The 25,159-nt window shown below is 34.2% G+C and carries 26 protein-coding genes; 15 read left to right on the top strand and 11 right to left on the bottom strand.

All coding sequences use genetic code 11. The annotated features are described in order from the left end of the window. Window positions 1-51 precede the first annotated feature (51 nt). The 3 genes from CDOMC_RS07485 to dapE all read left to right on the top strand — a co-directional run bounded on the left by CDOMC_RS07485 (window position 52) and on the right by dapE (window position 3,770). The gene (locus CDOMC_RS07485) at window positions 52-642 is read left to right on the top strand and encodes a LysE family translocator (RefSeq protein ID WP_172129048.1); all 591 of its coding nucleotides are present in this window, start codon (window positions 52-54) and stop codon (window positions 640-642) included. Between the two features lie 247 nt (window positions 643-889). After that, window positions 890-2,644 (top strand): EAL domain-containing protein, encoded by a 1,755-nt coding sequence (locus CDOMC_RS07480; protein WP_236861302.1) that lies wholly within the window; start codon window positions 890-892, stop codon window positions 2,642-2,644. Window positions 2,645-2,666: 22 nt separating this feature from the next. Further along, the gene (dapE, locus tag CDOMC_RS07475) at window positions 2,667-3,770 is read left to right on the top strand and encodes a succinyl-diaminopimelate desuccinylase (RefSeq protein ID WP_172129044.1); all 1,104 of its coding nucleotides are present in this window, start codon (window positions 2,667-2,669) and stop codon (window positions 3,768-3,770) included. 4 nt (window positions 3,771-3,774) lie between these two features. Here the strand turns inward: dapE and hisG are convergent, their stop codons facing one another. From hisG to CDOMC_RS07450, 5 genes are read right to left on the bottom strand one after another with little or no spacing between them, the layout of a single operon-like run. Beyond that, a complete protein-coding gene (gene hisG / locus CDOMC_RS07470; RefSeq protein WP_172129042.1) occupies window positions 3,775-4,389 on the bottom strand; it encodes an ATP phosphoribosyltransferase in 615 nt (204 codons plus the stop codon). Next, entirely contained in the window at window positions 4,386-5,009 is a 624-nt protein-coding gene (locus CDOMC_RS07465; protein WP_172129040.1) for a type III pantothenate kinase, read from the bottom strand. The genes hisG and CDOMC_RS07465 overlap by 4 nt, the downstream gene beginning before the upstream one ends. After that, window positions 4,996-5,325: a hypothetical protein gene (locus CDOMC_RS07460; RefSeq protein WP_172129038.1), complete on the bottom strand. Its 330-nt coding sequence runs from the start codon at window positions 5,323-5,325 to the stop codon at window positions 4,996-4,998. The genes CDOMC_RS07465 and CDOMC_RS07460 overlap by 14 nt, the downstream gene beginning before the upstream one ends. Window position 5,326: 1 nt before the next feature. Next, on the bottom strand, window positions 5,327-6,337 hold the full coding sequence (locus tag CDOMC_RS07455) for an LptM family lipoprotein (RefSeq protein WP_172129036.1): 1,011 nt from the start codon (window positions 6,335-6,337) through the stop codon (window positions 5,327-5,329). Beyond that, the gene (locus CDOMC_RS07450) at window positions 6,334-6,900 is read right to left on the bottom strand and encodes a hypothetical protein (protein WP_172129034.1); all 567 of its coding nucleotides are present in this window, start codon (window positions 6,898-6,900) and stop codon (window positions 6,334-6,336) included. Before CDOMC_RS07450 ends, CDOMC_RS07455 begins: the two co-directional genes overlap by 4 nt. Window positions 6,901-7,022: 122 nt before the next feature. On the opposite strand from CDOMC_RS07450, the gene gatC reads away from it, so the two are divergent. Genes gatC through CDOMC_RS07405 form a run of 9 tightly spaced genes read left to right on the top strand, consistent with a single transcriptional unit; the run spans window position 7,023 to window position 14,520 of the window. Continuing rightward, on the top strand, window positions 7,023-7,310 hold the full coding sequence (gene gatC / locus CDOMC_RS07445) for an Asp-tRNA(Asn)/Glu-tRNA(Gln) amidotransferase subunit GatC (protein ID WP_172129032.1): 288 nt from the start codon (window positions 7,023-7,025) through the stop codon (window positions 7,308-7,310). 5 nt (window positions 7,311-7,315) lie between these two features. Beyond that, window positions 7,316-8,398, top strand: a complete 1,083-nt coding sequence (locus CDOMC_RS07440) for a type IV pilus twitching motility protein PilT (protein WP_172129030.1) — start codon at window positions 7,316-7,318, stop codon at window positions 8,396-8,398. A gap of 1 nt (window position 8,399) precedes the next feature. Next, window positions 8,400-9,065 (top strand): CvpA family protein, encoded by a 666-nt coding sequence (locus CDOMC_RS07435; RefSeq protein WP_172129028.1) that lies wholly within the window; start codon window positions 8,400-8,402, stop codon window positions 9,063-9,065. 5 nt (window positions 9,066-9,070) lie between these two features. Then, window positions 9,071-9,526: a Fur family transcriptional regulator gene (locus tag CDOMC_RS07430; RefSeq protein ID WP_172129026.1), complete on the top strand. Its 456-nt coding sequence runs from the start codon at window positions 9,071-9,073 to the stop codon at window positions 9,524-9,526. Between the two features lie 20 nt (window positions 9,527-9,546). Beyond that, window positions 9,547-11,049: a lysine--tRNA ligase gene (lysS, locus tag CDOMC_RS07425; protein ID WP_236861378.1), complete on the top strand. Its 1,503-nt coding sequence runs from the start codon at window positions 9,547-9,549 to the stop codon at window positions 11,047-11,049. Window positions 11,050-11,051: 2 nt separating this feature from the next. Next, window positions 11,052-12,296: a serine hydroxymethyltransferase gene (locus tag CDOMC_RS07420; protein ID WP_172129022.1), complete on the top strand. Its 1,245-nt coding sequence runs from the start codon at window positions 11,052-11,054 to the stop codon at window positions 12,294-12,296. Next, window positions 12,296-12,838, top strand: coding sequence for a DUF1882 domain-containing protein (locus tag CDOMC_RS07415; protein WP_172129020.1), 543 nt, complete (start codon window positions 12,296-12,298; stop codon window positions 12,836-12,838). Before CDOMC_RS07420 ends, CDOMC_RS07415 begins: the two co-directional genes overlap by 1 nt. 9 nt (window positions 12,839-12,847) lie before the next feature. Beyond that, window positions 12,848-13,735 carry an SPOR domain-containing protein gene (locus CDOMC_RS07410; RefSeq protein WP_172129018.1) on the top strand — a complete coding sequence of 296 codons (888 nt, stop codon included), beginning with the start codon at window positions 12,848-12,850 and terminating at the stop codon, window positions 13,733-13,735. Beyond that, entirely contained in the window at window positions 13,735-14,520 is a 786-nt protein-coding gene (locus CDOMC_RS07405) for a shikimate dehydrogenase (protein WP_172129016.1), read from the top strand. The genes CDOMC_RS07410 and CDOMC_RS07405 overlap by 1 nt, the downstream gene beginning before the upstream one ends. A 45-nt stretch (window positions 14,521-14,565) precedes the next feature. Here the strand turns inward: CDOMC_RS07405 and pyk are convergent, their stop codons facing one another. Beyond that, the gene (gene pyk / locus CDOMC_RS07400; RefSeq protein WP_169974325.1) at window positions 14,566-16,023 is read right to left on the bottom strand and encodes a pyruvate kinase; all 1,458 of its coding nucleotides are present in this window, start codon (window positions 16,021-16,023) and stop codon (window positions 14,566-14,568) included. 181 nt (window positions 16,024-16,204) lie between these two features. Here pyk and CDOMC_RS07395 point away from each other — a divergent pair, with 181 nt between their 5' ends. Then, on the top strand, window positions 16,205-17,263 hold the full coding sequence (locus tag CDOMC_RS07395) for a TRAP transporter substrate-binding protein (RefSeq protein ID WP_172129014.1): 1,059 nt from the start codon (window positions 16,205-16,207) through the stop codon (window positions 17,261-17,263). A 26-nt stretch (window positions 17,264-17,289) separates the two neighbouring features. On the opposite strand, the gene recR is transcribed toward CDOMC_RS07395, so the two are convergent. The 3 genes from recR to CDOMC_RS07380 are packed head-to-tail and all read right to left on the bottom strand — an operon-like array spanning window position 17,290 to window position 19,771. After that, window positions 17,290-17,862, bottom strand: a complete 573-nt coding sequence (recR, locus tag CDOMC_RS07390) for a recombination mediator RecR (RefSeq protein ID WP_172129012.1) — start codon at window positions 17,860-17,862, stop codon at window positions 17,290-17,292. Further along, complete coding sequence (locus CDOMC_RS07385) at window positions 17,859-19,100, bottom strand: ArsS family sensor histidine kinase (protein WP_172129680.1); 1,242 nt, start codon at window positions 19,098-19,100, stop codon at window positions 17,859-17,861. The genes recR and CDOMC_RS07385 overlap by 4 nt, the downstream gene beginning before the upstream one ends. Then, window positions 19,100-19,771, bottom strand: a complete 672-nt coding sequence (locus CDOMC_RS07380; protein ID WP_169974319.1) for a response regulator transcription factor — start codon at window positions 19,769-19,771, stop codon at window positions 19,100-19,102. The genes CDOMC_RS07385 and CDOMC_RS07380 overlap by 1 nt, the downstream gene beginning before the upstream one ends. A gap of 165 nt (window positions 19,772-19,936) precedes the next feature. Here CDOMC_RS07380 and dnaJ point away from each other — a divergent pair, with 165 nt between their 5' ends. Then, the gene (gene dnaJ / locus CDOMC_RS07375) at window positions 19,937-21,082 is read left to right on the top strand and encodes a molecular chaperone DnaJ (protein WP_172129010.1); all 1,146 of its coding nucleotides are present in this window, start codon (window positions 19,937-19,939) and stop codon (window positions 21,080-21,082) included. Between the two features lie 63 nt (window positions 21,083-21,145). On the opposite strand, the gene uvrC is transcribed toward dnaJ, so the two are convergent. Both uvrC and CDOMC_RS07365 read right to left on the bottom strand, forming a co-directional pair. Next, entirely contained in the window at window positions 21,146-22,951 is a 1,806-nt protein-coding gene (gene uvrC, locus CDOMC_RS07370; protein ID WP_172129007.1) for an excinuclease ABC subunit UvrC, read from the bottom strand. Then, window positions 22,938-23,399: a hypothetical protein gene (locus CDOMC_RS07365; RefSeq protein WP_172129005.1), complete on the bottom strand. Its 462-nt coding sequence runs from the start codon at window positions 23,397-23,399 to the stop codon at window positions 22,938-22,940. The genes uvrC and CDOMC_RS07365 overlap by 14 nt, the downstream gene beginning before the upstream one ends. 221 nt (window positions 23,400-23,620) lie before the next feature. On the opposite strand from CDOMC_RS07365, the gene guaA reads away from it, so the two are divergent. Next, the gene (gene guaA, locus CDOMC_RS07360) at window positions 23,621-25,156 is read left to right on the top strand and encodes a glutamine-hydrolyzing GMP synthase (RefSeq protein WP_172129003.1); all 1,536 of its coding nucleotides are present in this window, start codon (window positions 23,621-23,623) and stop codon (window positions 25,154-25,156) included. Window positions 25,157-25,159 lie beyond the last annotated feature (3 nt).

Below are 25,159 nucleotides of genomic sequence, written 5' to 3'. Positions count from 1 at the left end.
AAATTTATACTACTTAATATGAAATTTTAAAGGGTTGGATTGACGGCGTTTTTGCAGGGTTTGTTATTTGGTTTTGGTGCAGCGGTTCCAATAGGTCCTATAAATATAATGATAATGACAGCTGCTCTAAAATCATTTTTGATGGCTTTTGCTATCGGACTTGGAGCCATGAGTGCTGATATATTTTATCTTGTACTCTTAGCCTTTGGTCTGCTCGAATACTTAAATGGCGATATTGCCTCAAAAACTATAGGGACTTTTGGTGTTTGCTATCTATTTTATATCTCGTATATGATAATTAAAAACTCCAATCAGCCTATAAAAGCAGACGAGCATATTGTGGTGGCAAGAGGAAATTTTCTTAAAAACTATTTTAAAGGTTTTTTGGCAACTCTTGCAAATCCTTATACCACAGGCTTTTGGCTTAGTGTAGCAAGTTACGTTAAAAGTTTTGAGAATGTATATGTAGTTGTAGCTGGGCTTGTTGTCGCTATTTTTTTATGGATATTATCAATGCCTTTTGTGGTATATAAAAGTGCTAAATTTATCTCTTATAATTTAGTAAGACGGATGAATCTTATATGCGCAATTATATTAGTAGGCTTTTCTTTAAATTTGTTTTATAAGTTGTTTTTGCATTGATGGCTATTAATAGCTTTTTTAGACAAAAGATGATACAATCCAAAGTAATTTGTGTTATAAAAAGGCATAAGAAATTCTAATGCAAACTTTCGATTTAAAGAAATCAACTAGACTATTTGTAATACTTCCTGTAACAATATTATTTATATGTTATATTGCTATTATTTCCTACATCTTTAGTATAAAATATAAAGGATCTATCAATCATCCTGTGGATATTTCTGTAAACCAAAAAGCAGAATCCTTTATGAATTTAGTTAATATGATATATAAGGATATTGCTAAAGAAGACATAACAAAATTTCAAGAGTATACAAAAGAGACTAAAGCAATACCAAGCTGGATTTTAAAGGGTTCTGAAACACAGAAAGAATTTATCGTTTTAGCTAGTTCTGAATATCCGGATTTAATCGGCAAACCTTTACCGCATGAAGTTTGCAATATGGATGCAAGAAGATACCAAGAGCTAATCAATAAAGATTATTATAAAAATGTTGAACTTATGCCTGATAATAAAATTTTAATTTGTTATTTTAAAAAGTATAAAGATATAATTATCGGCTATCGTATGCTTCATAATGCTAAAATTTTAGATTTTACAGACCCTTATTTCAAAGAGTGGGTAGTTGTAAATATGAAAACCACATTCATTTTGACAACTTTGATACTCATAGTAGCACTATTTCAATATTTTTTATTTTTTAGAAAGCTAAAAACAGGTCATGAAATAATGACAAATATTAATTCAGAGCTTACCACAACTAACTCTGAAATAGAATATAGGCTATATTTTGATCCGTTGACAGGCTTGCCAAATAAAGAGTCCTTGCAAAAAGATATAGAATTGATGAAAAATCCTAAAATAGTTATTATGGATATAGATAATTTTAGAAAGATGAATAATTATTTTGGTTATAACATATGCAATCAAGTTTTAATGTATTTGGCAGAACTTACTACAAGAATAGCTGAAAAAGAGGGCATGAAAGTATATAGAACCGGTGCTGATCAATTTACTTTTGTAGAGGATAAAAATTTCTTTATAGATAGATATGAAGAGCTTGCAACTAAATTATTAGACACCTTAAAGGGTCTTATTATAGATGTTGAAAGAGAGGATGAAGATAAGCAAGATCTAATAGAAGTGCATTGCACTGTAGGATTCTCTCTTGACGAGTCTGATACTTTTAAAAAAGCTATGCTAGCTTTAGAGTATGCAAAAAGTAATGGCAAGGATTATTTTTGTTACCTTAAAAGCATCGATGATACAACACAATATGTTGAGCAGATTAAGCGTTCAAATTTGATTAGAAATGCGATTATAAATGATAAAATTATACCTTTTTACCAGCCTATATTTAATGCGAAGAAGCAAGTTGTTAAATATGAAATGTTGGCTCGTATACAAAATAGTAGAGAGATAATTTCACCAAATGTTTTTTTGGATGTATCTAAGCGCATAAAAAGATATGTAGATATAGAAAAAGTTCTTTTAGAAAAGAGTTTTAAACTTATATCAGATAATCCTCATGCATTAATATCTGTCAATTTGTCTGGCAGAGATATGACAGATGGCGATATGAGCGTATTTATTATCGATAGGATTAATAGGTATAAGATTGCAGATCGTGTAGTATTCGAGATCTTGGAAGATGAAAATATTGAGAATTTAGAGAGGGTTATTAAATTTATAGATCGTGTTAAAAATATGGGGGTAAGAATAGCTATAGACGATTTTGGCTCTGGATATAGCAATTTTTCATACTTGCTAAGAATAAAGCCTGATTTTATTAAAATAGATGGCTCTATAATAAAAAATGTAGATATTGATGATGATTCGCGCTCTGTAGCTGGAGCCATAATAGCTTTTGCTAAAAAGCTTAATATAACAATAGTTGCCGAATTTGTTCATTCAAAGAGTGTTTTTGAAGCTTGCGTAGATCTTGGTGTAGATGAATTCCAAGGATTTTATCTGGGAGAGCCTTCAGATACATTGCTTTAAAATTTAAAATATTGGAAATGGTATGCAAGTCATAAATTTTCTTATTGAACTTCTTAAGTTTAAGTCTATAACACCTAAAGATGATGGAGCCTTAGATTTTATAAGCTCTTTTTGTAGTGAATTTAAGCCTGTTTTTGTAAATAAAAATGGAGTTAAAAATCTAATTTTAACTAAAAAATTTGGCGATGGTCCGCATTTGGCTTTTGCTGGACATGTTGATGTTGTGCCTCCTGGAAATGGTTGGGATAGTGATCCGTTTGAACCTGTTTTACAAGATGGCTTTATATATGCTAGGGGTGCCCAGGACATGAAAGGCGGTGTTGCGGCATTTGTTTGTGCCTGTAAAGACGCTAAAAATTTTGAAGGAACTTTATCTATTATCTTAACTAGCGATGAAGAGGGAGATGCTATTTACGGCACTAAAGAGGCGCTTAAATTTATGAAAGAAAATCACATGTTGCCAGATTTTGCTGTAGTTGCTGAGCCAACTTGTGATAAAACACTTGGCGATACGATTAAAGTCGGACGCAGAGGATCTATAAACGGAAAACTTATAATCAAAGGAGTTCAAGGGCACGCCGCATATCCTGCTAAGTGCATAAATCCAGTTCATCAACTAGCAAGTGTATTTTATAAATTTGCAGGACATGATATGGATAACGGAAGCGAATTTTTTGATCCTAGTAAAATCGTGATAACTGACATAAGGGGAGGCATAGAAGTTTGCAATGTCACTCCTAGCGAAGTAAAAGTGATGTTTAATGTCAGAAACTCTATTCAAACTAATGCAGAAAATTTAAAAGATTATATTAAAGAGCTGTTTGGTGAATTTAAATATGAGCTTGAAATCAATCAAAATGCAAAACCATTTTTAACTGATAAAGAGAGCAAAATAGTAAAATCTATACAAAATTCAGTTAGAAAAATTTGTGGAGTAACTCCTCAACTAAATACAAAAGGTGGCACAAGCGATGCTAGGTATTTGTCCGAATTTGGCGTGAAAGTAGTAGAATTTGGAGTAATAAACGATAGAATTCATGCCGTTAACGAGAGAGTTAGTGTGAGTGAGATCGAAAAGCTATATGAAGTTTTTGTTGATTTAATAGAAAATTTTAATTCTAAATAGGCAATTAAGCTTCAATTTCTCTTTTTATCTTGTCGTAAAGTGACAAGATCTCATCTTTTTTTATTATAAAGCTATTTTTGTTGGCTATTAAATGAGCCGACGAATGCATTATTGTTTCAGCTACTTTAAGTCCGTTTTGTTTCATTGTAGTGCCAGTTTCGACCACATCTACTATTGCATTGCTTAGCCTCACGATAGGAGCAAGCTCAATTGATCCATATAGTTTGATGATTTTTAAAGCTGTTGCCTTTGTTGCAAAGTAGTTTCTTGATATATTTGGCATTTTTGTGGCCACTTTAAGTTCTGGGACGCTATAGTCTAGATTGTCGTTTTCTTTTATGCCTACACATACGCGACACTTTCCTATTTTAAGATCAAGCAGTCTAAGTACATCTGGCTTATGCTCTTCTAATACGTCTAACCCAACTACTCCTATATCTGCAGCCCCATTTACTACATATACTGGTATATCTTGGTTTCTAACCATTAGAAATTTAAAATCTCCTTCGCTCATTACCAGCTTTCTATCTTCAAATAAAAAAGGAGTATTAAAAATTTTTCTAAAAATCATGAGAGTTTCTTCGGCTATTCTACCCTTTGGAAGAGCGATTGTTATCATAAAATTTCCTTTTCTTCTATTAGCTTTTGCATTCCTCTAAAGATTAGTAACCTATCATATATTCCATTTTTAAAAAACCTAGATAAGAACTCTCCATCTCCGCCTGTAAAATAAATTTTAGAGTTATTTGAGATATTTTCTATTAGTAATACTATAGGTTTAACTATGCCATAACTTATGGCATCGGCAGTTTTTTGAGGTAGCGCATCAAGCTGTATTTGTGAATTTAGAGCTATTTTTAAGCGAGGGGATATGTTTTCATAAGCCTTTAGGCTTTGAGAAATGCCAGGAACTATACACCCCCCAAGATGCATCTTGCTTGCCATAACGTCTATTGTTATGGCGCTTCCAGCATCTACTATTACTCCATCATCTATGCTGTAGCAATTGACTACTCTATCTATTCCAAGAGTTTTATATATTGTGTCTATTTCAAAAAATGGTTCTAAATTTACAAAATTTTTATCATTTTGAAGTTTTTGATTTATGCTATCGTTCACGCTTATATAGTATATTTTCTCATTGCGTTTAAAATTTTGGAATTTATCTATTCCTATTTTTGATATCTTTCCATCTTCAAATATAGTTGCATTTGTGTTTCCAATGTCACACAAAATCATAGCTAAATCCGTTTTCTTTCATTGAAATTTGTGTTTTAGAGCAAATTGATGAACTATAAAATATAGTTTTTTTCTTGAAATTTATCTGCAAATCAGCTTGTATTTTAGAGTAAATTTCAAGAATCTCCTCGAATTCTTTTTTTAAGAATCTGCTTTTAGCTTCTCTGATAAATACAATATTATAAAAATCTTTAATATCTATACCAATAGTACAAACAAGAGTTCTTTTTTTAGTAAATTTGCTAAGGTCAATCTCTTTTAAATTTTTTAATACTATCTTTTTGTCTTCAAAAAATTTATAAATTTCAGCTTTCATCTCATTTTAGCTTCAGATACTTATTGTCGTAGTAAAATTCCCTAAAGCCTATGAAGCTCTTGTCTTCAATCTCGTCGCTTAGTCTAAAAATTTGATGATTTTTGAGATCTAGATCCGCCTTTATCAGATAGCCTTTTTTCTCAATTACATATAGGTAATCATCTAAAGTGATAGCATTTGAAAAGATTGCAAATTTAAAATTTATAGAATTTAATTTCTGTAAATTTATATCTGTTAGTAAAATTTCTCCGTCTTTTTTTAAGATATATAACCTGTCTTTATGCGAAACTATATTTTTTATCTCACCGTTATAGTAAAGCGTTCTTTCTGGATTTATAGCCACTATCTTCTTTCCTGTCGCAGCTATCATTGTATCGTTAATAACTTCTAGAAATATTATATTGTTAAAGAATTCTTCACTACTTATGACAACGTCTTTTAAAATTCTGCCTTGGCTTTTATCAACTATCATGATTTTACCATCAAGGGTTGGGAATATTACTAAAGAGCTCATAAAATAAGGCGCTGCCACTCTTGAGTCTTGAGTGTATATGTCAGATGATTCAAATTCTAATAAATTTGTATTTTTTATTGTGTCTATAAGATATATTACGTTTGAGGCGGTTATTAGGGCTAGTTTATTGCCTTCAATTGCTGCAGAAACTATAGCTTCATTAAAACTTCTTTGGAATAGCACCTCTTTTGTTTTACTTGTAACCATCAAATTCCCATCAAGAGAAGAAGTGATAATTTTATCATCATAAGCGTTTAGCAGTATTGTGTCTTTTGAAAAGTTGATATCATCTGACAATACTCCATTTTTTGTGACAACCATACCATTTTGAAGTATAGCTCCATTGGTACTAGTTGTTAAAATATAAGAAGGTAGAGTATGGTCTAAATTTGCTTTTAAATCTACATTTTCAGGCTCAAAATATTGTCTTTTGGTTCCGCATCCTGTTAGTAAAAATAGTGCAGACATTATCGATACGATAGTATAAATTTTTCTCATTTGCTATTTCCTTGATAGTGTTCGAAATTTTTAACGACAGACTGAAGCTGTGAATTTAGAGGTATCTTTTTTAGCTCATTTTTAGCTTCGGCTATTTTGTTATCTCTTATTAACTCATATCCTTTGATTAGTGTTTTATATGAATTTAAAATTTGCCCACTAGGCTCATTAAGTTGCGCTTTAACAATATCTTTTAGAAGCTCGTCTATAGGTTCGTTAAGTAGAGACTTTAAAGTTGCAGTATCGTTATTTTCCATGGAATTTTTAAATTGATATAAGGCATATAAGGATATATCTTTTGATTTGAGATCTGCTTTTGCTTGAGTGTCGTTAGGATTTGTGATAAGTTTTGCGTATGCTTCGTTTGCAGCTTTAAAATTTTGATCTTTTATAAATTGATTAGTATAGTATCCGCCAACTGCTACTACTCCTAACACTAGACCAATAATTATGATTTTTTTGTATTTTTTTATGAATCTTTCACTTTTTATTATGTTTTCTAAAAACTTTTCTTCAGTATTAAGCTCTTCTTGTATAGATTTTATATCGTCTTTAATGGCCAATTTTTTTCCTTAAATTTGTTTATTAAAAGATTGTAATTGTAGCATAATAAATCTGAAATCTCGCGAAGTTAAAGCTAAAATGTGTTATAATGCATCAAATTTTGAAAATTTAAGAGGTCTTTATGAATATAGATGACAATTTGCTTACTAAGCTGGAAAAGCTTAGTTCTTTAAAAATCGGAGATGACAAAAGAGAAGAGATCAAGAATCAACTTAGTGAGATTTTGAATTTTGTTAATGTTTTAAATGAGCTTGATTTGAATGATTTAAAGGCTGTTGTAAGTTCTATAGAAGGCGGAACTCCGTTTAGAGAAGATATTAGCATAAAGTCTGAAGTGGTGGATGTTATTTTAAAGAATGCTCCTGCAAGAAATGAACACTTTTTTGCTGTTCCTAAGATTATAGAGTAGTAAATATGCAAAAGTATAGTGATAGTAACATAAGCCTAGAAGCACTCCTAAGAACAGTGATTCACAATAAGGCAAGCGATCTTCACCTTGTGTCAAGAGGAGAGCCTCAAGTAAGAATAGATGGAGCTTTACGTCCGCTTGAGTTAGGCGTGCTTAATAGTAATGATATACAAGATTTGTGTTATGCCCTTATTACTGATGCTCAAAAAAGTGAACTTGAAGAGAATAGAGAGCTTGATTATGCTATAGATCTTCCTAATATAGGTCGTTTTAGGGCAAATTATTATTATACAATGAATGGTGAATTGGCTGCTGCCTTTCGTATAATACCAACAGAAATGCCAACTCTTGATGGCATTGGAGCTCCTAGTATTTTTAAACAAATTATAAAGCGTGAAAAAGGAATGATACTTGTTACTGGTCCTACAGGAAGCGGTAAATCAACAACTTTGGCAGCTATATTAAATGAAATAAATGTAACCGAAAGAAAACATATCCTTACTATTGAAGATCCTGTTGAGTTCGTTCATAAAAATCAAAAATCATTATTTTCTCATAGAAATATAGGTACAGATACACATTCTTATACACAAGCTCTTAAATATGCCATGCGTGAAGATCCAGATATTATACTGGTTGGTGAGATAAGGGATAGCGAAACTATATCTACTGCTATTACAGCAGCAGAAACAGGACACCTTGTGTTTGCAACACTTCACACAAACTCTGCTATTCAGACTATTAACCGTATTATAGATAGTTTTGAGGGTGGTGAACAGCTTCAAGTTAGAAATATGCTTTCTGTTTCATTAGGTGCAGTGATTTCACAAAGTTTGATACCAAAAAATGGTGGAGGTCGTTTGGCTGTTCATGAAATTTTAATCAACAATCCAGCTGTTTCAAATTTAATTAGAGAAAATAAAATTCACCAAATTTACTCTCAAATGCAATTAAATCAGCAATCTACAGGTATGATGACACAGACTCAATCTTTAATGAAAGCTATTAAGAACAATCTTATCACAAAAGAGATGGCTATGAGATATTCAACTGCTCCACAAGAACTTGGAAATTTACTAGGGATATAAAATGGATTTTGTCACTGTTTTTGATATTAGTATATTAGCCGCGGTTTTAATATTAGGCATTAAAGGAATAATGAGTGGTCTCATAAGAGAGGTTTTTGGACTTATAGGTCTTATAGGTGGTATTGTTGTGGCTAGTAGATTTGCAAGTCATGCAGGTAAAATTATAAGTGATAATATATATAAGATAGAAAGTGATTCTATATTGTTTTTTGCAGGTTTTTTATCAATTTTGATTATTTTTTGGATGATTTGTGTAGGTATTGGAATGTTTTTGGCAAAACTTGCTGGATTAAGTGGTCTTGGATTTTTAGATAGAGTCGGTGGATTTTTAATGGGAAGTTTAAAAATTTTCCTTATTTTTTCTGTATTGGTAGTCACTATTTCAAACATCAATGCCTTAAATAACAAAATTGAGCCTTATTTTAAAGATAGCAAACTTTATCCTATTCTATTAAGTGCTGGAAAATGGATAATGAATATAGATGTAAATAGTGTAAAGAAGAGTATAGAAGAGAGAATTCAAACACCTACAGATAAAATGAAGAATAATATGATTCAAATTGAAGATAATACAACTATGAAAAATAACAATATTAAAGTTGAAGAAAACAGCACCGTTCAAAGCAGTGTTATCATAAAAGATTCAAACAACATAAGGAAGGAGTAGGAGCGATGATTGAAAATTTAGAATACGATGCTCTTCTTGAGAAATTTAAGAAAGTTTTGAAAGACAATGGGCTTAAATACACTCAACAAAGAGAAATTTTGCTAAAGACTCTTTATAATAATGATGAACATTTTACGCCTGAAAAGCTATATCTATTTATAAAAGATGCTCATCCTGAACTAAATATAGGAATAGCAACAGTATATAGAACTTTAAATTTATTAGAAGAATCAGAAATGGTAACATCTATAAGTTTTGGTTCTCAAGGTAAAAAATTTGAGCTTGCTACTAAGCCACATCATGATCATATGATATGCAGGCGCTGTGGTACTATCATAGAATTTGAAGACTCCATGATAGAAAAAAGACAATCTAATATCGCAAAAGAGTATGGGTTTAAATTAACAGGTCATATGATGCAACTTTATGGAATCTGTAAGGAATGTAATAAAAAAGTTTAAAAGCAAGGAATAGTAAAGTGATATTTGAAAACCAATTGGAAATTCAAAGGCTACAAACTGCCGATGAGCTAAGACAAATAGGAGTAAATCCATATCCTCACTTTTTAAGACGAGATATGGATATCTCAAAATTCAGATTAAAATTTTCTCATATAAAAGATACTGAAAGCAAGAATGCCGAAGGGCAATTTGTTAGTTTGGCTGGTCGTATAAAGCTAATACGTGACGCAGGTAAGGCTATATTCGCAAATATAGAAGATGAAGATGGAAATTTACAAATTTATTTTAGCAACAAAACGCTTGACGAAGAGTGGTTTAAAGTAGTTAAAAAGAAGATAGAAGTCGGCGATATAATATTTGTTAGAGGATATGCGTTTATAACTAGAACCGGCGAGTTTTCTATGCACGTAAGTGAGTTAAAGTTGGCATCTAAAGCCATCTGTCCTCTTCCTGAAAAGTATCACGGACTGGTTGACATAGAGACTAGATACCGCCAAAGATATCTTGATATGATTATGAATCCTGATGTTAGAAATGATTTTAAAAAACGTTCCATTATTATTAGCACTATCAGAAGATTTTTTGAAGAGAAGGGATTTTTAGAGGTTGAAACTCCTATGATGCACCCGATTCCTGGCGGTGCCAATGCAAAACCTTTCGTTACTTTTCATAACTCATTAGGTGTAGATAGATATCTTAGAATTGCACCTGAGCTTTATTTAAAACGTCTGATAGTTGGTGGATTTGAAGCTGTTTATGAAATGAATAGAAATTTTAGAAACGAAGGCATGGATCTTACGCATAATCCTGAATTTACAAGTATTGAATTTTACTGGGCTTATCATACATATCATGACCTGATGGGACTTACAGAAGAGCTTTTTGGTGTTCTTTTTGATAAGCTTGATATGGAAAAAATTGTAGAATACGATGGATTTAAAATCGATTTTTCTAAGCCTTTTACAAGGATAAATTATAAAAAAGCCATTATTGAAATAGGAAACATTTCTCCTGATATTGTAGAAGATAAGTATAAAATTTTAGCCAAATTAAGAGAAGATGGATTTGAGGCTAATGAAAAGCTTAGCCTAGGGCATCTTCAAGCAGAACTTTTTGATAATTACGTAGAAGAAAGACTTATAAACCCTACATTTGTAATAGATTTTCCTATAGAAATAAGTCCTCTATCAAGAAGAAGTGATAGTAATCCAAATGTAGCAGAGAGATTTGAGTTGTTTATAGCCGGGCGTGAAATAGCCAATGGATTTAATGAGCTAAACGATCCTGTGGATCAATATAATCGCTTTGCTGCTCAAATTGAAGCAAAAGATGCCGGAGACGATGAAGCTCATGAGATGGATGAAGACTATGTAAAAGCTCTTGGATATGCTATGCCTCCAACAGCAGGGCAGGGAATTGGTATAGATAGGCTTGTTATGCTTCTTACTAATAAAAAATCAATTAGGGATGTAGTGTTATTCCCTGCTATGAGACCACTTAAAACTGAAATCAAGGAGAATTAAAAATGAGTTTAAAAGATTTTGATAAAGCTATATTTGACCTAACTGAACTTGAGCTAAAAAGACAATGTGATCATCTTGAAATGATCGCTAGCGAGAATTTTACTTATCCTGAGGTAATGGAAGTAATGGGTTCAATTCTTACAAACAAATATGCAGAGGGCTATCCGGGCAAGCGCTACTACGGCGGTTGTGAATTTGTTGATCAGATCGAACAAATAGCAATAGATAGATGCAAGGAGCTGTTTGGTTGCGAATTTGCAAATGTTCAGCCTAATTCTGGCTCGCAGGCAAATCAAGGAGTATATGGCGCGCTTTTAAATCCAGGAGATAAAATTTTAGGCATGGATCTAAGTCATGGCGGACACTTGACTCATGGCTCTAAGGTAAGTAGCTCAGGAAAGATATATGAGAGCTTTTTTTATGGTGTTGAACTTGATGGACGTATAAATTATGATAGAGTGCTTGATATTGCAAAAATAGTAAAACCAAAATTGATAGTATGCGGCGCTAGCGCTTATACAAGAGAGATTGAGTTTAAGAAATTTAGAGACATAGCTGATGAAGTAGGCGCAATATTGTTTGCGGATGTGGCCCATATAGCAGGTCTTGTGGTTGCTGGCGAGCATCAAAATCCATTCCCGTATTGTGATGTCGTAAGTTCTACTACACATAAGACTCTTCGTGGTCCAAGAGGTGGAATTATTATGACAAATAATGAGGAGTATGCCAAGAAGATAAACTCTTCTATATTCCCAGGAATTCAAGGCGGACCATTAGTACATGTAATAGCGGGCAAAGCGGTTGGCTTCAAACATAATTTATCTCCTGAGTGGAAAGTATATGCAAAGCAGGTTAAGGCTAACGCTAAAAAATTAGCAGAAGTGCTGCTCTCTAGAGGGTATGATCTAGTAAGCGGAGGAACTGATAATCATCTTATTTTGATGAGTTTTTTAAATAAAGAATTTAGTGGAAAAGATGCCGATATAGCTCTTGGAAATGCTGGAATTACAGTAAATAAAAATACTGTTCCCGGAGAAATCAGAAGCCCTTTTGTGACAAGCGGTATACGCGTAGGAAGTCCTGCGTTGACGGCACGTGGCATGAAAGAAGATGAATTTGAAATCATTGCCAATAAAATTGCAGATGTATTGGATGATATTAATAATATTTCTGTTCAAGCTAAAATAAAAGCCGAACTAAAAGAGCTTGCAAGCAAATTTATAGTTTATGATAGAGCGACATTTTAATGCAAAGCATTGATATCTCTCTTATAAAGATGATCACTAACCATTACTATATTAAACGTGACAATATAGTAAGCAAGATTGATTATAAAGGTAGAGTGTTTTTTAATAAATTTGAAAGAGTTGATGAGCCTTTAAACTATAAAATTATGAAAGATCATGCTGAAGGCAAAATAATAGTAGCTCACTCTTTAATCAGCGCTTCTGATAAAGTTGAAAATATTGTATTTGATTACAATGGTAGAATGCCAGATAGATTTTGGCATAGAGCGCAGTTATTACTTAGAGAAGAAGGGTATATAAATTTTACAGCTTATGAGACTAAAACGCCTGGACACTTGCATCTATATGTTCATAAAGGACATACTACATTAAATGAGGGATATCAGCTAGCCAATAAGCTCTCTTTGCTACTTTCTCAGCGCTTGGTAAAAGAGTGGAGGGTATTTCCTACGCTTGATTTGCCAAGAGAGTTTAATATACTTACTTTGCCTTACAAGGTCTATCAAAAAGAGCGTGGAGCATCGTGGTCAAAGCATATGTAAGGAGTAAAAATGGAATATAATGAATTAAGAGATATTGTGCTTGAAAAAGAAGAGGACCAAAAAGGTAGAAGAACTAAAAAAATTCTTGTATTAGTTGCTGCGTTTACCATTTTATTTTTAGCTGTTTTAGTGGTTATGAAAATTTTAAATACTAATGACAGTGCAAATCAAATTGCTCAGCCAGACTCTAGACTTGTTTTGACGCCTGAACCTGATATAAGTAAACAAACCCATCCTCAGGTGGTCGCTAAAAATGAGTCGCAAAACATAGCACAACAAGATGTTCAATCAAATGCCCAGGCAAGTTCTGTGGTAGACAACTATAATAATGATAGCTTGTTTCAACAAGTGCCTATAATACCTGAAAACAAAGGGCAAGAGAGTTTTGAAGATATGGTAAAAACACTAAAGGAAAAAGAAGTAAAAAAACAAGAACAAGCTATGACTCAAAATAAATCAGCTACTCCTCCTGCTCTGGCAGAAAATGCAGCTGCTCCGAAAGTTCAAGAGAAGCCAAATGTAGAAACTAAGCAGATAGAGCCAAAGAAGAGTGAGCAAAAAGTAACAGTAGTAAAACCAAAAGAAGATAAAAAAACTTCCCAGCATCCTAAAGAGAGCATCAAAAAGGACGCCAAAGTCTCTAATGTAAAATCTCAATCTGTTGTGAGCGGAAGCTATGTACAAGTTTTTGCTTTGAAAAAATTTAATGAAAATGTATCTGATGTTAAAAAAATTAAAGCCAATGGATACACCTACAAGCTCTATGAAGCTGATGTTAAGGGTGAAAAAGTTACAAAGGTTTTAATAGGACCATTTAGTGGCTCACAGTTATCAACAGAGCTTGCCAATATAAGAAAAAATATCGCAAGCGGTGCGTTTATAGTCAATATTAAATAATGCAATTTTTTGCAGTTTTTGGAAATCCGATAAAGCACTCATTCTCTCCAAGGCTTCATAATTTAGCCTTGCAGAGAATGGGGCTTGATGGGTTTTATATCAGGGTTTTGCTTGAAGACGGCAACAACTTAGTTGCTAAATTTAAAAGTCTTAAATTAAGCGGAGCAAATATCACAATTCCACATAAAGAGATAGTTTTAAATCAATGTGATGTAGTGGACGAAAACGCTTTAAAGATAGGTTCTATTAATACAATTGTGCTTAAAAATGATCAAATTTATGGCTACAATACTGATGCTCCTGGATTTATGCGATCTATTGAAAAATTTGGTAGTATTAAAACCGCTCTTATTTTAGGTGCAGGAGGAACTGCAAAAGCAATAGCCTATGCGCTTAAAAATTCCGGAGCCAATGTTACTATCCTAAATAGAAGCAAATCAAGGCTTGAAAATTTCAGCGAATTTAAAAAATTTACCTGGGATACTTTTACTGGGGGCGAATTTCAACTGATTGTAAACACAACTTCGGCGGGATTAAATGATGATAGTTTGCCTGCACCAATTGAAATTTTAGAGCCTATATTTAAAAGAGCCAAATTTGCTTTTGATGTAATATACAATAAGCCTACCTCATTTTTAAATTTGGCTATTGCAAATGGAATTATTTGCAAAAACGGCTCTGATATGTTGCTTCATCAGGCTGTTTTGGCTCTAAATTTATTTTATTCCAACTCCCTTGATGAAAAAGTTATAGAAAATCACATGAGAGAGGCTTTTAGTCTTTAATTTATCCTCTCTTTGCCAACTTCACATTGGTAAAGAGAAATTTATTTAGCTATTATCGTCGGCTATATTTAGATAGTAGTCTATCTGGTCGCGCTTCAAGATACGTATCATATTTGTGCTACCCTCTATTCCGGCAGGGTATCCGGCAGTCATTATATAGGTTTTATCGTGATCTATATATCCTAGTTTGTGAGCTTTTTTTGTCGTATTTGCGATTATCATGTTTAGCATCTCAAGCTTAACCGTAAAGGCCGGCATTACCCCCCATGCAAGAGTGAGTGAGTGTGCAGTCTCTTCATCGTGAGTAATTGCTATAATATCAATGTTTGGTCTATATCTTGCCATTTTTATAGCCGATTTTCCAGATCCGGTTACGGATAATATCGCATCAACTTTTAATTGCGAAGCAAGGCGAGTGGTGCTTGAAGCCACCATATCTGTCTCGTCGAAGTAGCCAAATTGATCAAATTTATTAAAAGGATAAATTTGCTGAACCTGCACTATCGTATTTCTCATCGCCTCTACGACCGCGACAGGATTTTTGCCTATAGCGCTCTCTTCGCTTAACATCACAGCATCTGTTCCATCTAAGACAGCATTTGCTACGTCGCTTATCTCAGCTCTTGTTGCAGTTTCGTGTTCTGCCATACTTAGCATCATTTGTGTTGCCGTTATGACTGGCTTTGAGGCTTCATTCGCTTTTTTTATAATTAGCTTTTGAATTGTAGGAACTCTGTAATAAGGCACTTCTATGCCCAAGTCCCCTCGAGCTACCATTATACCGTCGCTTACTCTTATAATCTCATCAATGTTTTCAACAGCATCAAATTTCTCTATCTTGGCATAAATTTTAGCTTTTGAGCCGAATGATTTTAAAATTTCTCTCGCCTTTAAGATGTCATTGGCGTTTTGCACAAATGAGATTGCTACGAAATTTACTCCGTTTTTGGCTCCAAATTCCATATCTTTTAGGTCTTTTTCTGTGATTACATCAATATTGATCTTTGTATTTGGGAAATTTACTCCTTTGTTTGAGTTTAAAAAACCATCATTTTCAACAACCGCTTCAACCGCATCATTTCCGCTTTTTATAACTTTTGTGCGTATTGAGCCATCATATAAGTAGATGTATTCGCCTTCTTTTAGCATAGGCAGAATTTGAGGCTGATTTATGCTAAGTTTGTAGCGATTCGGTGAAATTTGCCCACCTATTATTTCGCCGGAGTGAACCTCTATAATATCTCCTGATTTAAGCTCAAAGGGTTTATCTAGCTTGCCTATTCTTATTTTTGGACCACAGATATCCTGAAAAATGCCTACCCTGTAGTTTAGCTTCTCTTCGACTCTTCTTATTTTTTCTATGTTTGCCTTATGATAATCGTGTGTGCCGTGGCTAAAATTTAGTCTAAAGGCATTTACGCCAGCCTTAACTAGATTTTCGATTATCTCTTCGCCTTCACTTGCAGGGCCTATAGTAGCTAAAATTTTTGTCTTTTTTATCATAATATTCCTTATTAAATTTCTCGTATTCTATCAAAAATTGGATACAAATAGGATACATTTCAAACTCAAATGTAGTATTTATATACATCTTATATCTTTGGTGTTTTTTAAATTTGTAATTTTAAAGCCACTTTAAATTTCTAAAAGTATAATGCAAAAAATTTAATTTCAAGGAGAGTGGATGAGAAAAATTTTGGCTATTTTAATGGCTATGTTGGTTTCTACATTTGCGTTTGCTAATGACGGCAAGAAGCACAAGCTAAAGCTTGCAAGCACATGGGAGGGCACAACACCTGTTTTAGGTGATGCCGTAAAGAATTTTAAAACATATGTTGAGGATATGTCAGGTGGCAAGATAGAGATTAGAATTGACTATCCGTCTAAACATAAGTCATCTTTTGGTATTCTTGATTTTGTAAAAAGCGGTCAATATGATCTTGGCTATACGGCATCTTATTACTATAAGGGAAAAGATCCTAAGACTATGTTTTTTACAGCTTTGCCTTTTGGTATGACTCCTGCAGAACTTCATGCTTGGTATGAATTTGGCGGCGGTAAAGAGCTTGAGGCAAAAGTTTACGATAAGCACAATATTAAAGTATTTAGTGCAGGCGACACTGGTACTCAAATGGGCGGTTGGTTTAAAAAAGAGATAAAAAGCGTAGATGACCTAAAAGGTCTTAAGGTCAGAATTCCCGGCTTTGGTGGCGAGGTAATGGCTAAAATCGGCTCTATTATCAATACTATTCCTACAGGCGAGTTATATATGGCTCTTGAGATGGGGACTATAGATGCTGTAGAGTGGGTAAGTCCTGCATTTGATATGGGTCTTGGATTTCACAAAGTGGCTAAATACTACTATACGGGCTGGCAAGAGCCAAGTGCGCAAACTCAATTTTTTGTAAATAAAAAAGTTTATGAGAAGCTTCCTGATGATCTAAAAGCTATTATAGAGACTGCTTCTAGCAGGGTCGCAAGCGAGCTTTATGCAAAAGCTTATTTTGATAATATTAACTTTTGGAGCAAGATGAAATCAGAATTTCCTGGAATAGAGATTAAATCCTTCCCGGATGATGTTATGGCTGCTCTTAAAAATGCCGCAAATGAAATTTTGGATCAAGAGGCTGCTAAAGATCCGTTATTTAAAGAGATTTTAGACTCTCAAAGATCGTTTTTAGCAAAAGCTAGAGAGTGGACTAAGATATCTGAATTTGCCTATATTCAAAAGGCTTCTAAATAATTAATTTTAGGCGATAAGCTTTAAGGTTATATTTTCGTTCTACTCTCAATAGCTTTCATAAGCGAGAGTAGATCGATATTTTCTAAACTTACTCCGGTAGGGACTCCTTGAGCGATCTTGCTAAATTTTACATCTAAATTTTTAAGTTGATCCTCTATGAAAATTATCAACGCATCGCTGTTTATATTTGGAGTTAATGCGAATATAATCTCTTCTGTGCCGTTTTTAATAATGCAGTTTTTTAAATCTTCTATGATTTTTGGGGTAAGCTCTTCAAGCACGAAGTAAAGCCCTGAATAGATTCCGTTTTGCTCAAGTATCAATATATCCTTTGGATTTTCTACCACTGCTAGTAACGCTCTATCTCTCGTTTCATCGCTACAAATATCACAAATTTCATCTTCGCTAAGTCCGCCGCAAATTTGACATTTCTTAGTAAACCTAACCGCGTCTTCTATACTTTGAGCCAGTTTAAGTCCTCCGAAGCTATCGCCTAAACAAACATGGTAGGCAAATCTTTGGGCTGATTTTTTGCCAACTCCTGGAAGCTTTTCAAAGGCTGCTATAAGCTCGTTAAATTTCTCAAGTCCTTTTCTCAAGCGGCTACCTTGGGTTTTGTATTGATGCAAAATATATGATATCCATCTTCATAAGAATAAGATAAGTTAAATTTGTGCATTTGACATATATGATCTATGATGTAAAGTCCAAGCCCCATTCCTGCGCTCTTGCTATTTTTTTCTCTTATAAAGGCTTGCATATAGTATTCTATAGGTTTCTCAAGAGGCTTGCCTAAATTTTTAATATAAATTTCATTTTTGGTGCAGATTACCTGGGCTTTTTTATCATCAGCATATTTTAGGGCGTTATCTACTAAATTTTTAACCGCCAAAGCAAATAGCTGAAAATCAACTCTCAAAAGCATATCATCATTAAAGTCACAAATAACCCTCTCTTCAAATTTATCAAGCATAAGCATATCTCTGACCTGCTCCATTATTATGGAAAAGAAGCACTCTTGATAGTTTAGGGCATAGCTTTTTGAGAGTAGTTGCTCTATCTTTGCAAATTCGTTTATTAGCATGTCAAGCTTTTCAAAGATAGTTATAAGACGATTTTTTTGAGTTTCGTTTTGAACCATTTCGGCAACAATTCTACCCTTTCCTATAGGGGTTTTTAGTTCGTGCATTATTGTTCGTAAAAATAATTGCCTAGATTTTATAAGCTCTCTTATCTTGGCTGCTGCATTATCAAATTCAATCGCCACACGAGAAATTTCATCATCAGACTGCGCAGTCTTTGCTGATATTTCGACCTCCATATTTCCGCTAGCAAATTTACGTATATCTTTACTGAGCTTTTTAAGTGGAGCAAGAGAGTTTATAACAGAGATATATAGTGATACAAGTAGTGTTACCGTAATAAAAAATCCTATCCAAAGCGGATCGTTTATGTTTTTTGCATCGTTGCTTTCAAGCAAAATTTGAAATGCCGGATTTTTTATCTGTAAAAATAGATTATCTCTGTAGTGAATTGACTGTATAAGCCCTAAAGGAGTTTGTTTAGCAAATACCGGATGTCCGTTATTTACTATCTCTGTGACTAAATTTTTATTATCTATGTAGGATAGTCCAAAATTTTTAAAATAGTGCGATAAATCGCTTGGCGGATTTGATTTTTCATATAGCGTAATAAGGTAATTTATTGCGCTTACTTGCTTGTCTTTGACCTTTTTATTATTAAGCTGTATGTTGCCAAATGTAAATAGCAACATACAAACAAGCGAAAACGCGATTACGAATACTACGGTGATTTTAGTGGTGATAGAGTATCTTATCATCCTATTAGCTTATAGCCTATACCGCGAACCGAGAATATGTGCCTTGGATTTTTTGAGTTATCCCCTATCTTGGTTCTCAGTCTTCCTATAATTACGTCTAAGCTCTTTGAATCCTTGTCTTTTAAGCTTTTGCAATTATAGACAAGTTGCTCTCTTGATACTGAGAAGCTATGTTGCTTGATAAGATAAGTTAAAATTTCATATTCGGCAGGAGTTAGTGTTAACGCCTCATTGTTGTAATAAATTTCATGTCTTTTTTCATCTATTCTAAAGGCTGAATCCACTACCTCTTCTACGTTTTCGTGAGATTTTTTATATCTTCTGATTAGACTCATTATTCTGGCGTGCATCTCTTTTGGATCGTAAGGCTTTGGAAGATAGTCGTCAGCCCCTATTTGAAGTCCTACGACTTTATCGCTTATATCGCTTCTGGCCGATGAAATAATAATAGGTATATCGTATTTTTCGCGAATTTCTTTGCATACCTCAAGTCCGTCTATGCCAGGTAGCGTAAGATCTAAAATTAGTAAATCATAGTTTTTGATGCCTGCGCTTAGTCCAAGGTAAGGATCTTCGTAGTTGGTGACTTTTATATTAAAATTATCTAAGTATTCTGATAGAATTTGAGCAAATTCTGGATCGTCTTCGATCATCAAAACGTTAATCATTATGAACCTTTCTGTGTTGATTTGGTGCTTATTATAACTAAAAATTGTTAAATTATATGACAAATAGCTTTTAGCGCCTAGTTTTGCTATTTGTAAATTAAAATTTAAATTTTAGCTTCAATAGGATAAAATCTATTTTTAAAATTAAAAAAACTAGGAGAATTTTTGGAGATTAATTATTATGAAATTCTAGAGATCAGTAGAACAAGCGACTCCGAAACAATAAAAAAAGCATTTAGAAAACTTGCGCTTAAATATCACCCGGATAGAAATCAGGGAGATAAAGAGGCCGAAGAGAAATTTAAGCTCGTAAATGAGGCCTATCAGGTATTAGGCGATGAGGAGAAGCGTAGAATTTATGATAGATACGGCAAGGCAGGACTTGAGGGTAGTGCCGGAGGATTTGGCGGAGGCTTTAGTGCCGATTTTGATCTAGGAGATATATTTAGCTCGTTTTTTGGCGGTGATTTTGGAGGCGATCGCAGGAGAAAAAGAAGCCTTGATAAGTATCCTCTTGATTTTGAAATCCCTGTAAATATAGAGTTTAACGAGGCTGTTTTTGGAGTAGAAAGGGAAGTAAAATTTAGTATTAAAAAACCTTGTCAAAGTTGCAAAGGCACAGGCTCAAAAGACGGTGCGTATAAGCCTTGTCCTCATTGTGGAGGAAAAGGGCGAATAAGCCAGCAAAGAGGCTTTATGAGCTTTGTTCAAGAGTGTCCATATTGTAGCGGGACCGGCGAAATCGTAAAAGATATTTGCGGTAAATGCGAAGGCAGAGGCTATGATGAGGAGAAGCAAAGCGTCACCATAAATATCCCAGCCGGCGTAGATAACGGCATGAGAATGAGAGTGGCAGGCAAAGGCAACCTTTCTGTAGATGGAAGCAGAGGCGATCTATATGTGAGTATATCGGTTGAGCCAGATGAACATTTTATCAGAAACGGAAATGACGTATACATAGAAATTCCTGTATTTTTCACTCAAGCGATTCTTGGAGAAACTATCAAAATACCTACGCTTAACGGATCAACAGATCTAAAGTTACCAATAGGCGCCAAAGATAAGCAGCAGTTCGTATTTGAAGGCGAGGGGATAAAAAGCGTAAATAGTAGAAAAGTAGGGCGATTGATAGCTCAAATTTCTATAAAGTCGCCTAGTAAGCTAACCGATGAGCAAATAGAGATGCTTAAAAAACTTCAAGAAAGCTTTGGTATAGAAAACGGCAAAAGCAGTGCCGATGAAAGCGTATTTGATAAGGTTATAAATTGGTTTAAGGGCGACAGTCTTCAGGATAAAAATAGCAAAAAATAAATTTATACAAATTTAGCCTTTGCGGTTTAATTTCCTCAAAGGCTAAAACCCTAATCTTTAATACTATTTTTTTATTAACTCTATTTTTTCCGCAACGCTTTTGTTTGTTATTTTAGTTATCTCATCAAAATTTGCATTTAGTATATTTTCAAAATTTCCATAAAATTTAACGAGCTTGGCTATGCTTCCTTGAGAAACTCCGGCTTGTATCAGCCTTGAGGCCTCCATATCCTCTCTTTTTTTAGTCTTTTGGTGAAACGTTATGGCAAATCTGTGTGCCTCATCGCGAAGTCTTTGAAAAAACTGCAATTTTTTATCATTTGTAGCAAGCAAAAATGAGCCTAAATTCGTATAAATTTTATCCTTTGCAGCCCCCTTGGCGCGGTGGGCTTTGGAGTCTATTTTCTCTTTTGAAATTGCTATGACATCTACGTTTGCTCCGCTACTTTTTAAAATTTCATTAGCCAGATCTAGTAAGGCTTGCCCTCCGTCTATTATCCAAAGATCGGGAGCGGAAATTTTATCAAACCTAAGAGCCCTTTCTATGAGCATCTCTCGCATCTGATCGTAGTCGTTTTTGCTTTGTAGATTGACGTGGCGGTATTTGTCTTTGATGAAATTTCCATGCTCAAACCTTATCATAGCGCTGACACAGGCTTTGCCAAACATATGCGAGTTATCAAAGGTTTCGACAGTATATGGAGTATGAGTAAGCGAAAAATACTCTTTTATCTCTTTTAAAAGCTCGTTATCATGGGTTTTTAGATAGTTTTGTATAGAAATTTCCGCATTTTTACCCGCCATATCGCAAATTCGTTTTTTTTCGCCTATTTTTGGTGTAGATATGCTAAATTTTTTACTATGCCTAGCGGTTAAAATTTCCTCTACCAAGCCCGAGTCTTCAAATTTATCAAGTGTGTAAATTTTAGAACTAATTACCGGCATATCGATAGGAAAGCTCTCTAGGATTATTTGCTTGTAGGCATCGTTTGTATCGTTATCAAGATTCATTTTTAAATTTGTAATATTTTGATTTACTCCGCTTATTTTGCCGTTTTGTATGCTAAATCTAACCGCACAGATCATATTTTGACAAGAATTTATAGCAAATACCTCAAAGTCCTCAAGCTTAGCCAGATCTACCTCTATTTTAGTATCCAGATCTTTTATGGCATTTATTTTATCTCTGATTTTTGCCGCCTGTTCGTAGTTTTCATTTTGGGCGTACTTGGTCATTAGATTTGTTAAATTTGCTATTAAAGAATTTGGATTTTGCAGTGCTGATATTGCAGCATTGACTACTTTTGCATATTCATTTGTAGAAATTTTGCTTATAAGCGGAGCCTCTGAATATCCTATTTGATATGGCAAGTATGAGCCTTTTGCTTTAAGTGCGGCTTTGCTTTGCACTAGTTTAAAACTCATTTGCAAGGCCTCTAAAAGCTCTCTTCCGCCTCTAAAATATGGCCCAAAATACTTAATATTTTTGCCTTTTACTATCTTTCTTGTGATATCAAACCTTGGAAATTCATCATCCAAATTTACGTAGATATAAGGGTAGGTCTTATCGTCTCTTAACAAGATATTATATTTTGGCTTAAGTTGCTTTATAAACGAGTTTTCAAGAATTAAAGCATCAGCTTCGCTTGGAGTTATTATATACTCAAGATGAGTGGTTTCGCTTATCATTTTATGTATTCTAGGACCTACTTTTGGCGATGGCGCAAGAGTCGGCGTGAAGCTAAAATAGCTTTTTACTCGGTTTTTTAAAATTTTTGCTTTACCAACATAAAGAAGCTTGCCAAATTTGTCAAAATATTGGTAGATCCCTGGATTGTTTGGAAGTGAGCGAATTTCATCTATTAGCATCTAAATTCGCTTTTATTTTCTCTCTTATAGCTTCAAATTTGGCATAGATTTGTGGATTTTTGGCCAAATTTATAAACTCTCCTTTGGATTTTTCAAAATTTACAATTTTAGGTAAAATTTTTGCTTCTTTTTTGAAGCGTAAATTTTTAGCTACGAAAAATTTTATATCCGAAATTTGAGCCAATTTACTATCTTTATTGACGCTGCAATAAATTTTTAATAAGCCTTTTATCATACTTATATTATTATCTCGTTTTAGCTCCTGAAGTCCTAGCGGATGAAGTAGGGCAAAAAATAAAATGTTATTTTTAACATAGCAAAAAGCTATTAGCCGTTGATGGTTTAAGCTAAGTAGTTTGGTGAATTCCAAGCACTCGCTACGGCTTTTAAGCTCTTTATACGAAGGATTATTTAGAATATGGCCTATAATAAATTTAGCATCTTTCATAAATGGATTTTAGCATCTTTTTTATTAATCTTTTTATTGAGCGGTTGCGGATATAAGGCTAATCCATTTTATGATACTGGCGAAAGTCAAGAAAGCGCAAGAAAGACAGATAGGATTAATCAATTTTAAGCATTTGCGCTTTAGCTATGTTTTGATTTTACGACAAAAGAGTTTATGTCGCCCATTTTTATGGTCGATTAAATAAAATTTTAGGATTTTTTATGACTACATCAGATATTATCGTTTTAGACTTCGGTTCTCAATACACTCAGCTGATAGCTCGCAGATTACGTGAGCAGGGTGTATATACGGAAATTTTGCCATTTAATGCCAAGCTTGAAGATATCAAGTCTAAAAAGCCAAAAGGCATCATTTTAAGTGGTGGACCTGCAAGCGTATATGCAAGCGATGCTTACTTTTGCGACGATGGTGTTTTTAAGCTAAAAGTGCCTATTCTTGGTATCTGCTATGGTATGCAGCTAATCGCTCATGTAAATAAGGCAGAGGTTGCATTAGCTAGCCAAAAGGAGTATGGCAAGGCTGAACTTAGCATAATTAAAGAGCATGGTTTATTCACAGGAACTCCTGAAAAACAGATAGTATGGATGAGTCATGCCGACTATGTTAAAAATATTCCAAATGGCTTTGAGGCACTTGCTATTAGCGAAAATTCGCCTTATTGCGTATTTGGAGACGATAAACGCAAAATTTATGCACTTCAATTTCATCCAGAGGTGCAACATAGCGAATTTGGCTCACAAATTTTAAAGAACTTCGCTAAATATATCTGCGGTTGTGAAAGCACTTGGAATATGGGAAGTTTTGCTAAAATACAAATCGCAAAGATAAAAGAGCAGGTAGGAAATAAAAAGGTTCTTTGTGCTGTAAGCGGTGGCGTGGATAGCTCTGTAACCGCAGCACTTTTAGCTAATGCGATACCTGAAAATGTAATACTTGTCTTTGTCGATAACGGACTTTTAAGAACTGGCGAAAGAGAGCAAGTAGAAGCCACTTTTAGGACAAGGCTTGGCGTAGAGCTCGTAAGTATCGATGCTAGCAAGACTTTCCTCGAGCGACTCGCAGGCGTCACCGATCCTGAGAGAAAACGCAAAATAATAGGCGAAACTTTCATAGAAATTTTTGAAAAAGAGGCCAAAAAACACGATAATGTAAAATTCTTAGCCCAAGGCACCCTGTATACTGATATTATTGAAAGTTCTGTCGTTGGTGCCGGCAAAACCATAAAGAGCCATCATAATGTAGGAGGCTTGCCTGACTGGATGAGCTTTGAGCTAATTGAGCCTTTAAAAGAAATTTTTAAAGATGAGGTGCGCCAACTTGGGCTTGAACTTGGTTTATCTCGTGATCTTGTCTTCCGTCATCCATTCCCTGGTCCTGGACTTGCCATACGTATAATGGGAGAGGTAAATACGCCTAGCCTTGAGCTTCTTCGCAAGGCTGATGTGATACTTCGCGATGAGCTTAAATCAACAGGTTGGTATAACAAGACTTGGCAAGCGTTCTGCGTACTCCTAAATGTAAATTCAGTCGGCGTAATGGGTGACAACCGCACTTATGAAAACGCAGTTTGTATCCGTGTTGTAGATGCGAGCGACGGTATGACGGCTAGCTTCTCAAGACTTCCTTATGATTTGCTTGAAAATATTTCTCGCCGTATCATAAATGAGGTTAATGGCATCAACCGCGTAGTTTACGATATAAGTTCTAAGCCGCCTGCAACGATTGAATGGGAGTAGGTA

The sequence above is a fragment of the Campylobacter sp. RM16192 genome (genome assembly GCF_004803855.2).
Lineage (GTDB): Bacteria > Campylobacterota > Campylobacteria > Campylobacterales > Campylobacteraceae > Campylobacter_A.
The sequence above is the reverse complement of the archived record's forward strand: the minus strand, read 5'-3'. Positions and strand labels throughout refer to the sequence as shown.

Bases quoted from the DNA above. Each gene is read 5' to 3' on its own strand.
- dapE (WP_172129044.1), top strand. From the start codon at position 2,667: ATGCAAGTCATAAATTTTCTTATTGAACTTCTTAAGTTTAAGTCTATA.
- CDOMC_RS07455 (WP_172129036.1), bottom strand. From the start codon at position 6,337: ATGAGAAAAATTTATACTATCGTATCGATAATGTCTGCACTATTTTTA.
- CDOMC_RS07430 (WP_172129026.1), top strand. From the start codon at position 9,071: ATGATTGAAAATTTAGAATACGATGCTCTTCTTGAGAAATTTAAGAAA.
- CDOMC_RS07480 (WP_236861302.1), top strand. From the start codon at position 890: ATGAATTTAGTTAATATGATATATAAGGATATTGCTAAAGAAGACATA.
- CDOMC_RS07410 (WP_172129018.1), top strand. From the start codon at position 12,848: ATGGAATATAATGAATTAAGAGATATTGTGCTTGAAAAAGAAGAGGAC.
- CDOMC_RS07365 (WP_172129005.1), bottom strand. From the start codon at position 23,399: ATGAAAGATGCTAAATTTATTATAGGCCATATTCTAAATAATCCTTCG.
- CDOMC_RS07465 (WP_172129040.1), bottom strand. From the start codon at position 5,009: ATGATTTTGTGTGACATTGGAAACACAAATGCAACTATATTTGAAGAT.
- hisG (WP_172129042.1), bottom strand. From the start codon at position 4,389: ATGATAACAATCGCTCTTCCAAAGGGTAGAATAGCCGAAGAAACTCTC.
- CDOMC_RS07380 (WP_169974319.1), bottom strand. From the start codon at position 19,771: ATGATTAACGTTTTGATGATCGAAGACGATCCAGAATTTGCTCAAATT.
- CDOMC_RS07435 (WP_172129028.1), top strand. From the start codon at position 8,400: ATGGATTTTGTCACTGTTTTTGATATTAGTATATTAGCCGCGGTTTTA.
- CDOMC_RS07460 (WP_172129038.1), bottom strand. From the start codon at position 5,325: ATGAAAGCTGAAATTTATAAATTTTTTGAAGACAAAAAGATAGTATTA.
- gatC (WP_172129032.1), top strand. From the start codon at position 7,023: ATGAATATAGATGACAATTTGCTTACTAAGCTGGAAAAGCTTAGTTCT.
- CDOMC_RS07415 (WP_172129020.1), top strand. From the start codon at position 12,296: ATGCAAAGCATTGATATCTCTCTTATAAAGATGATCACTAACCATTAC.
- pyk (WP_169974325.1), bottom strand. From the start codon at position 16,023: ATGATAAAAAAGACAAAAATTTTAGCTACTATAGGCCCTGCAAGTGAA.
- CDOMC_RS07395 (WP_172129014.1), top strand. From the start codon at position 16,205: ATGAGAAAAATTTTGGCTATTTTAATGGCTATGTTGGTTTCTACATTT.
- CDOMC_RS07440 (WP_172129030.1), top strand. From the start codon at position 7,316: ATGCAAAAGTATAGTGATAGTAACATAAGCCTAGAAGCACTCCTAAGA.
- CDOMC_RS07420 (WP_172129022.1), top strand. From the start codon at position 11,052: ATGAGTTTAAAAGATTTTGATAAAGCTATATTTGACCTAACTGAACTT.
- CDOMC_RS07405 (WP_172129016.1), top strand. From the start codon at position 13,735: ATGCAATTTTTTGCAGTTTTTGGAAATCCGATAAAGCACTCATTCTCT.
- uvrC (WP_172129007.1), bottom strand. From the start codon at position 22,951: ATGCTAATAGATGAAATTCGCTCACTTCCAAACAATCCAGGGATCTAC.
- guaA (WP_172129003.1), top strand. From the start codon at position 23,621: ATGACTACATCAGATATTATCGTTTTAGACTTCGGTTCTCAATACACT.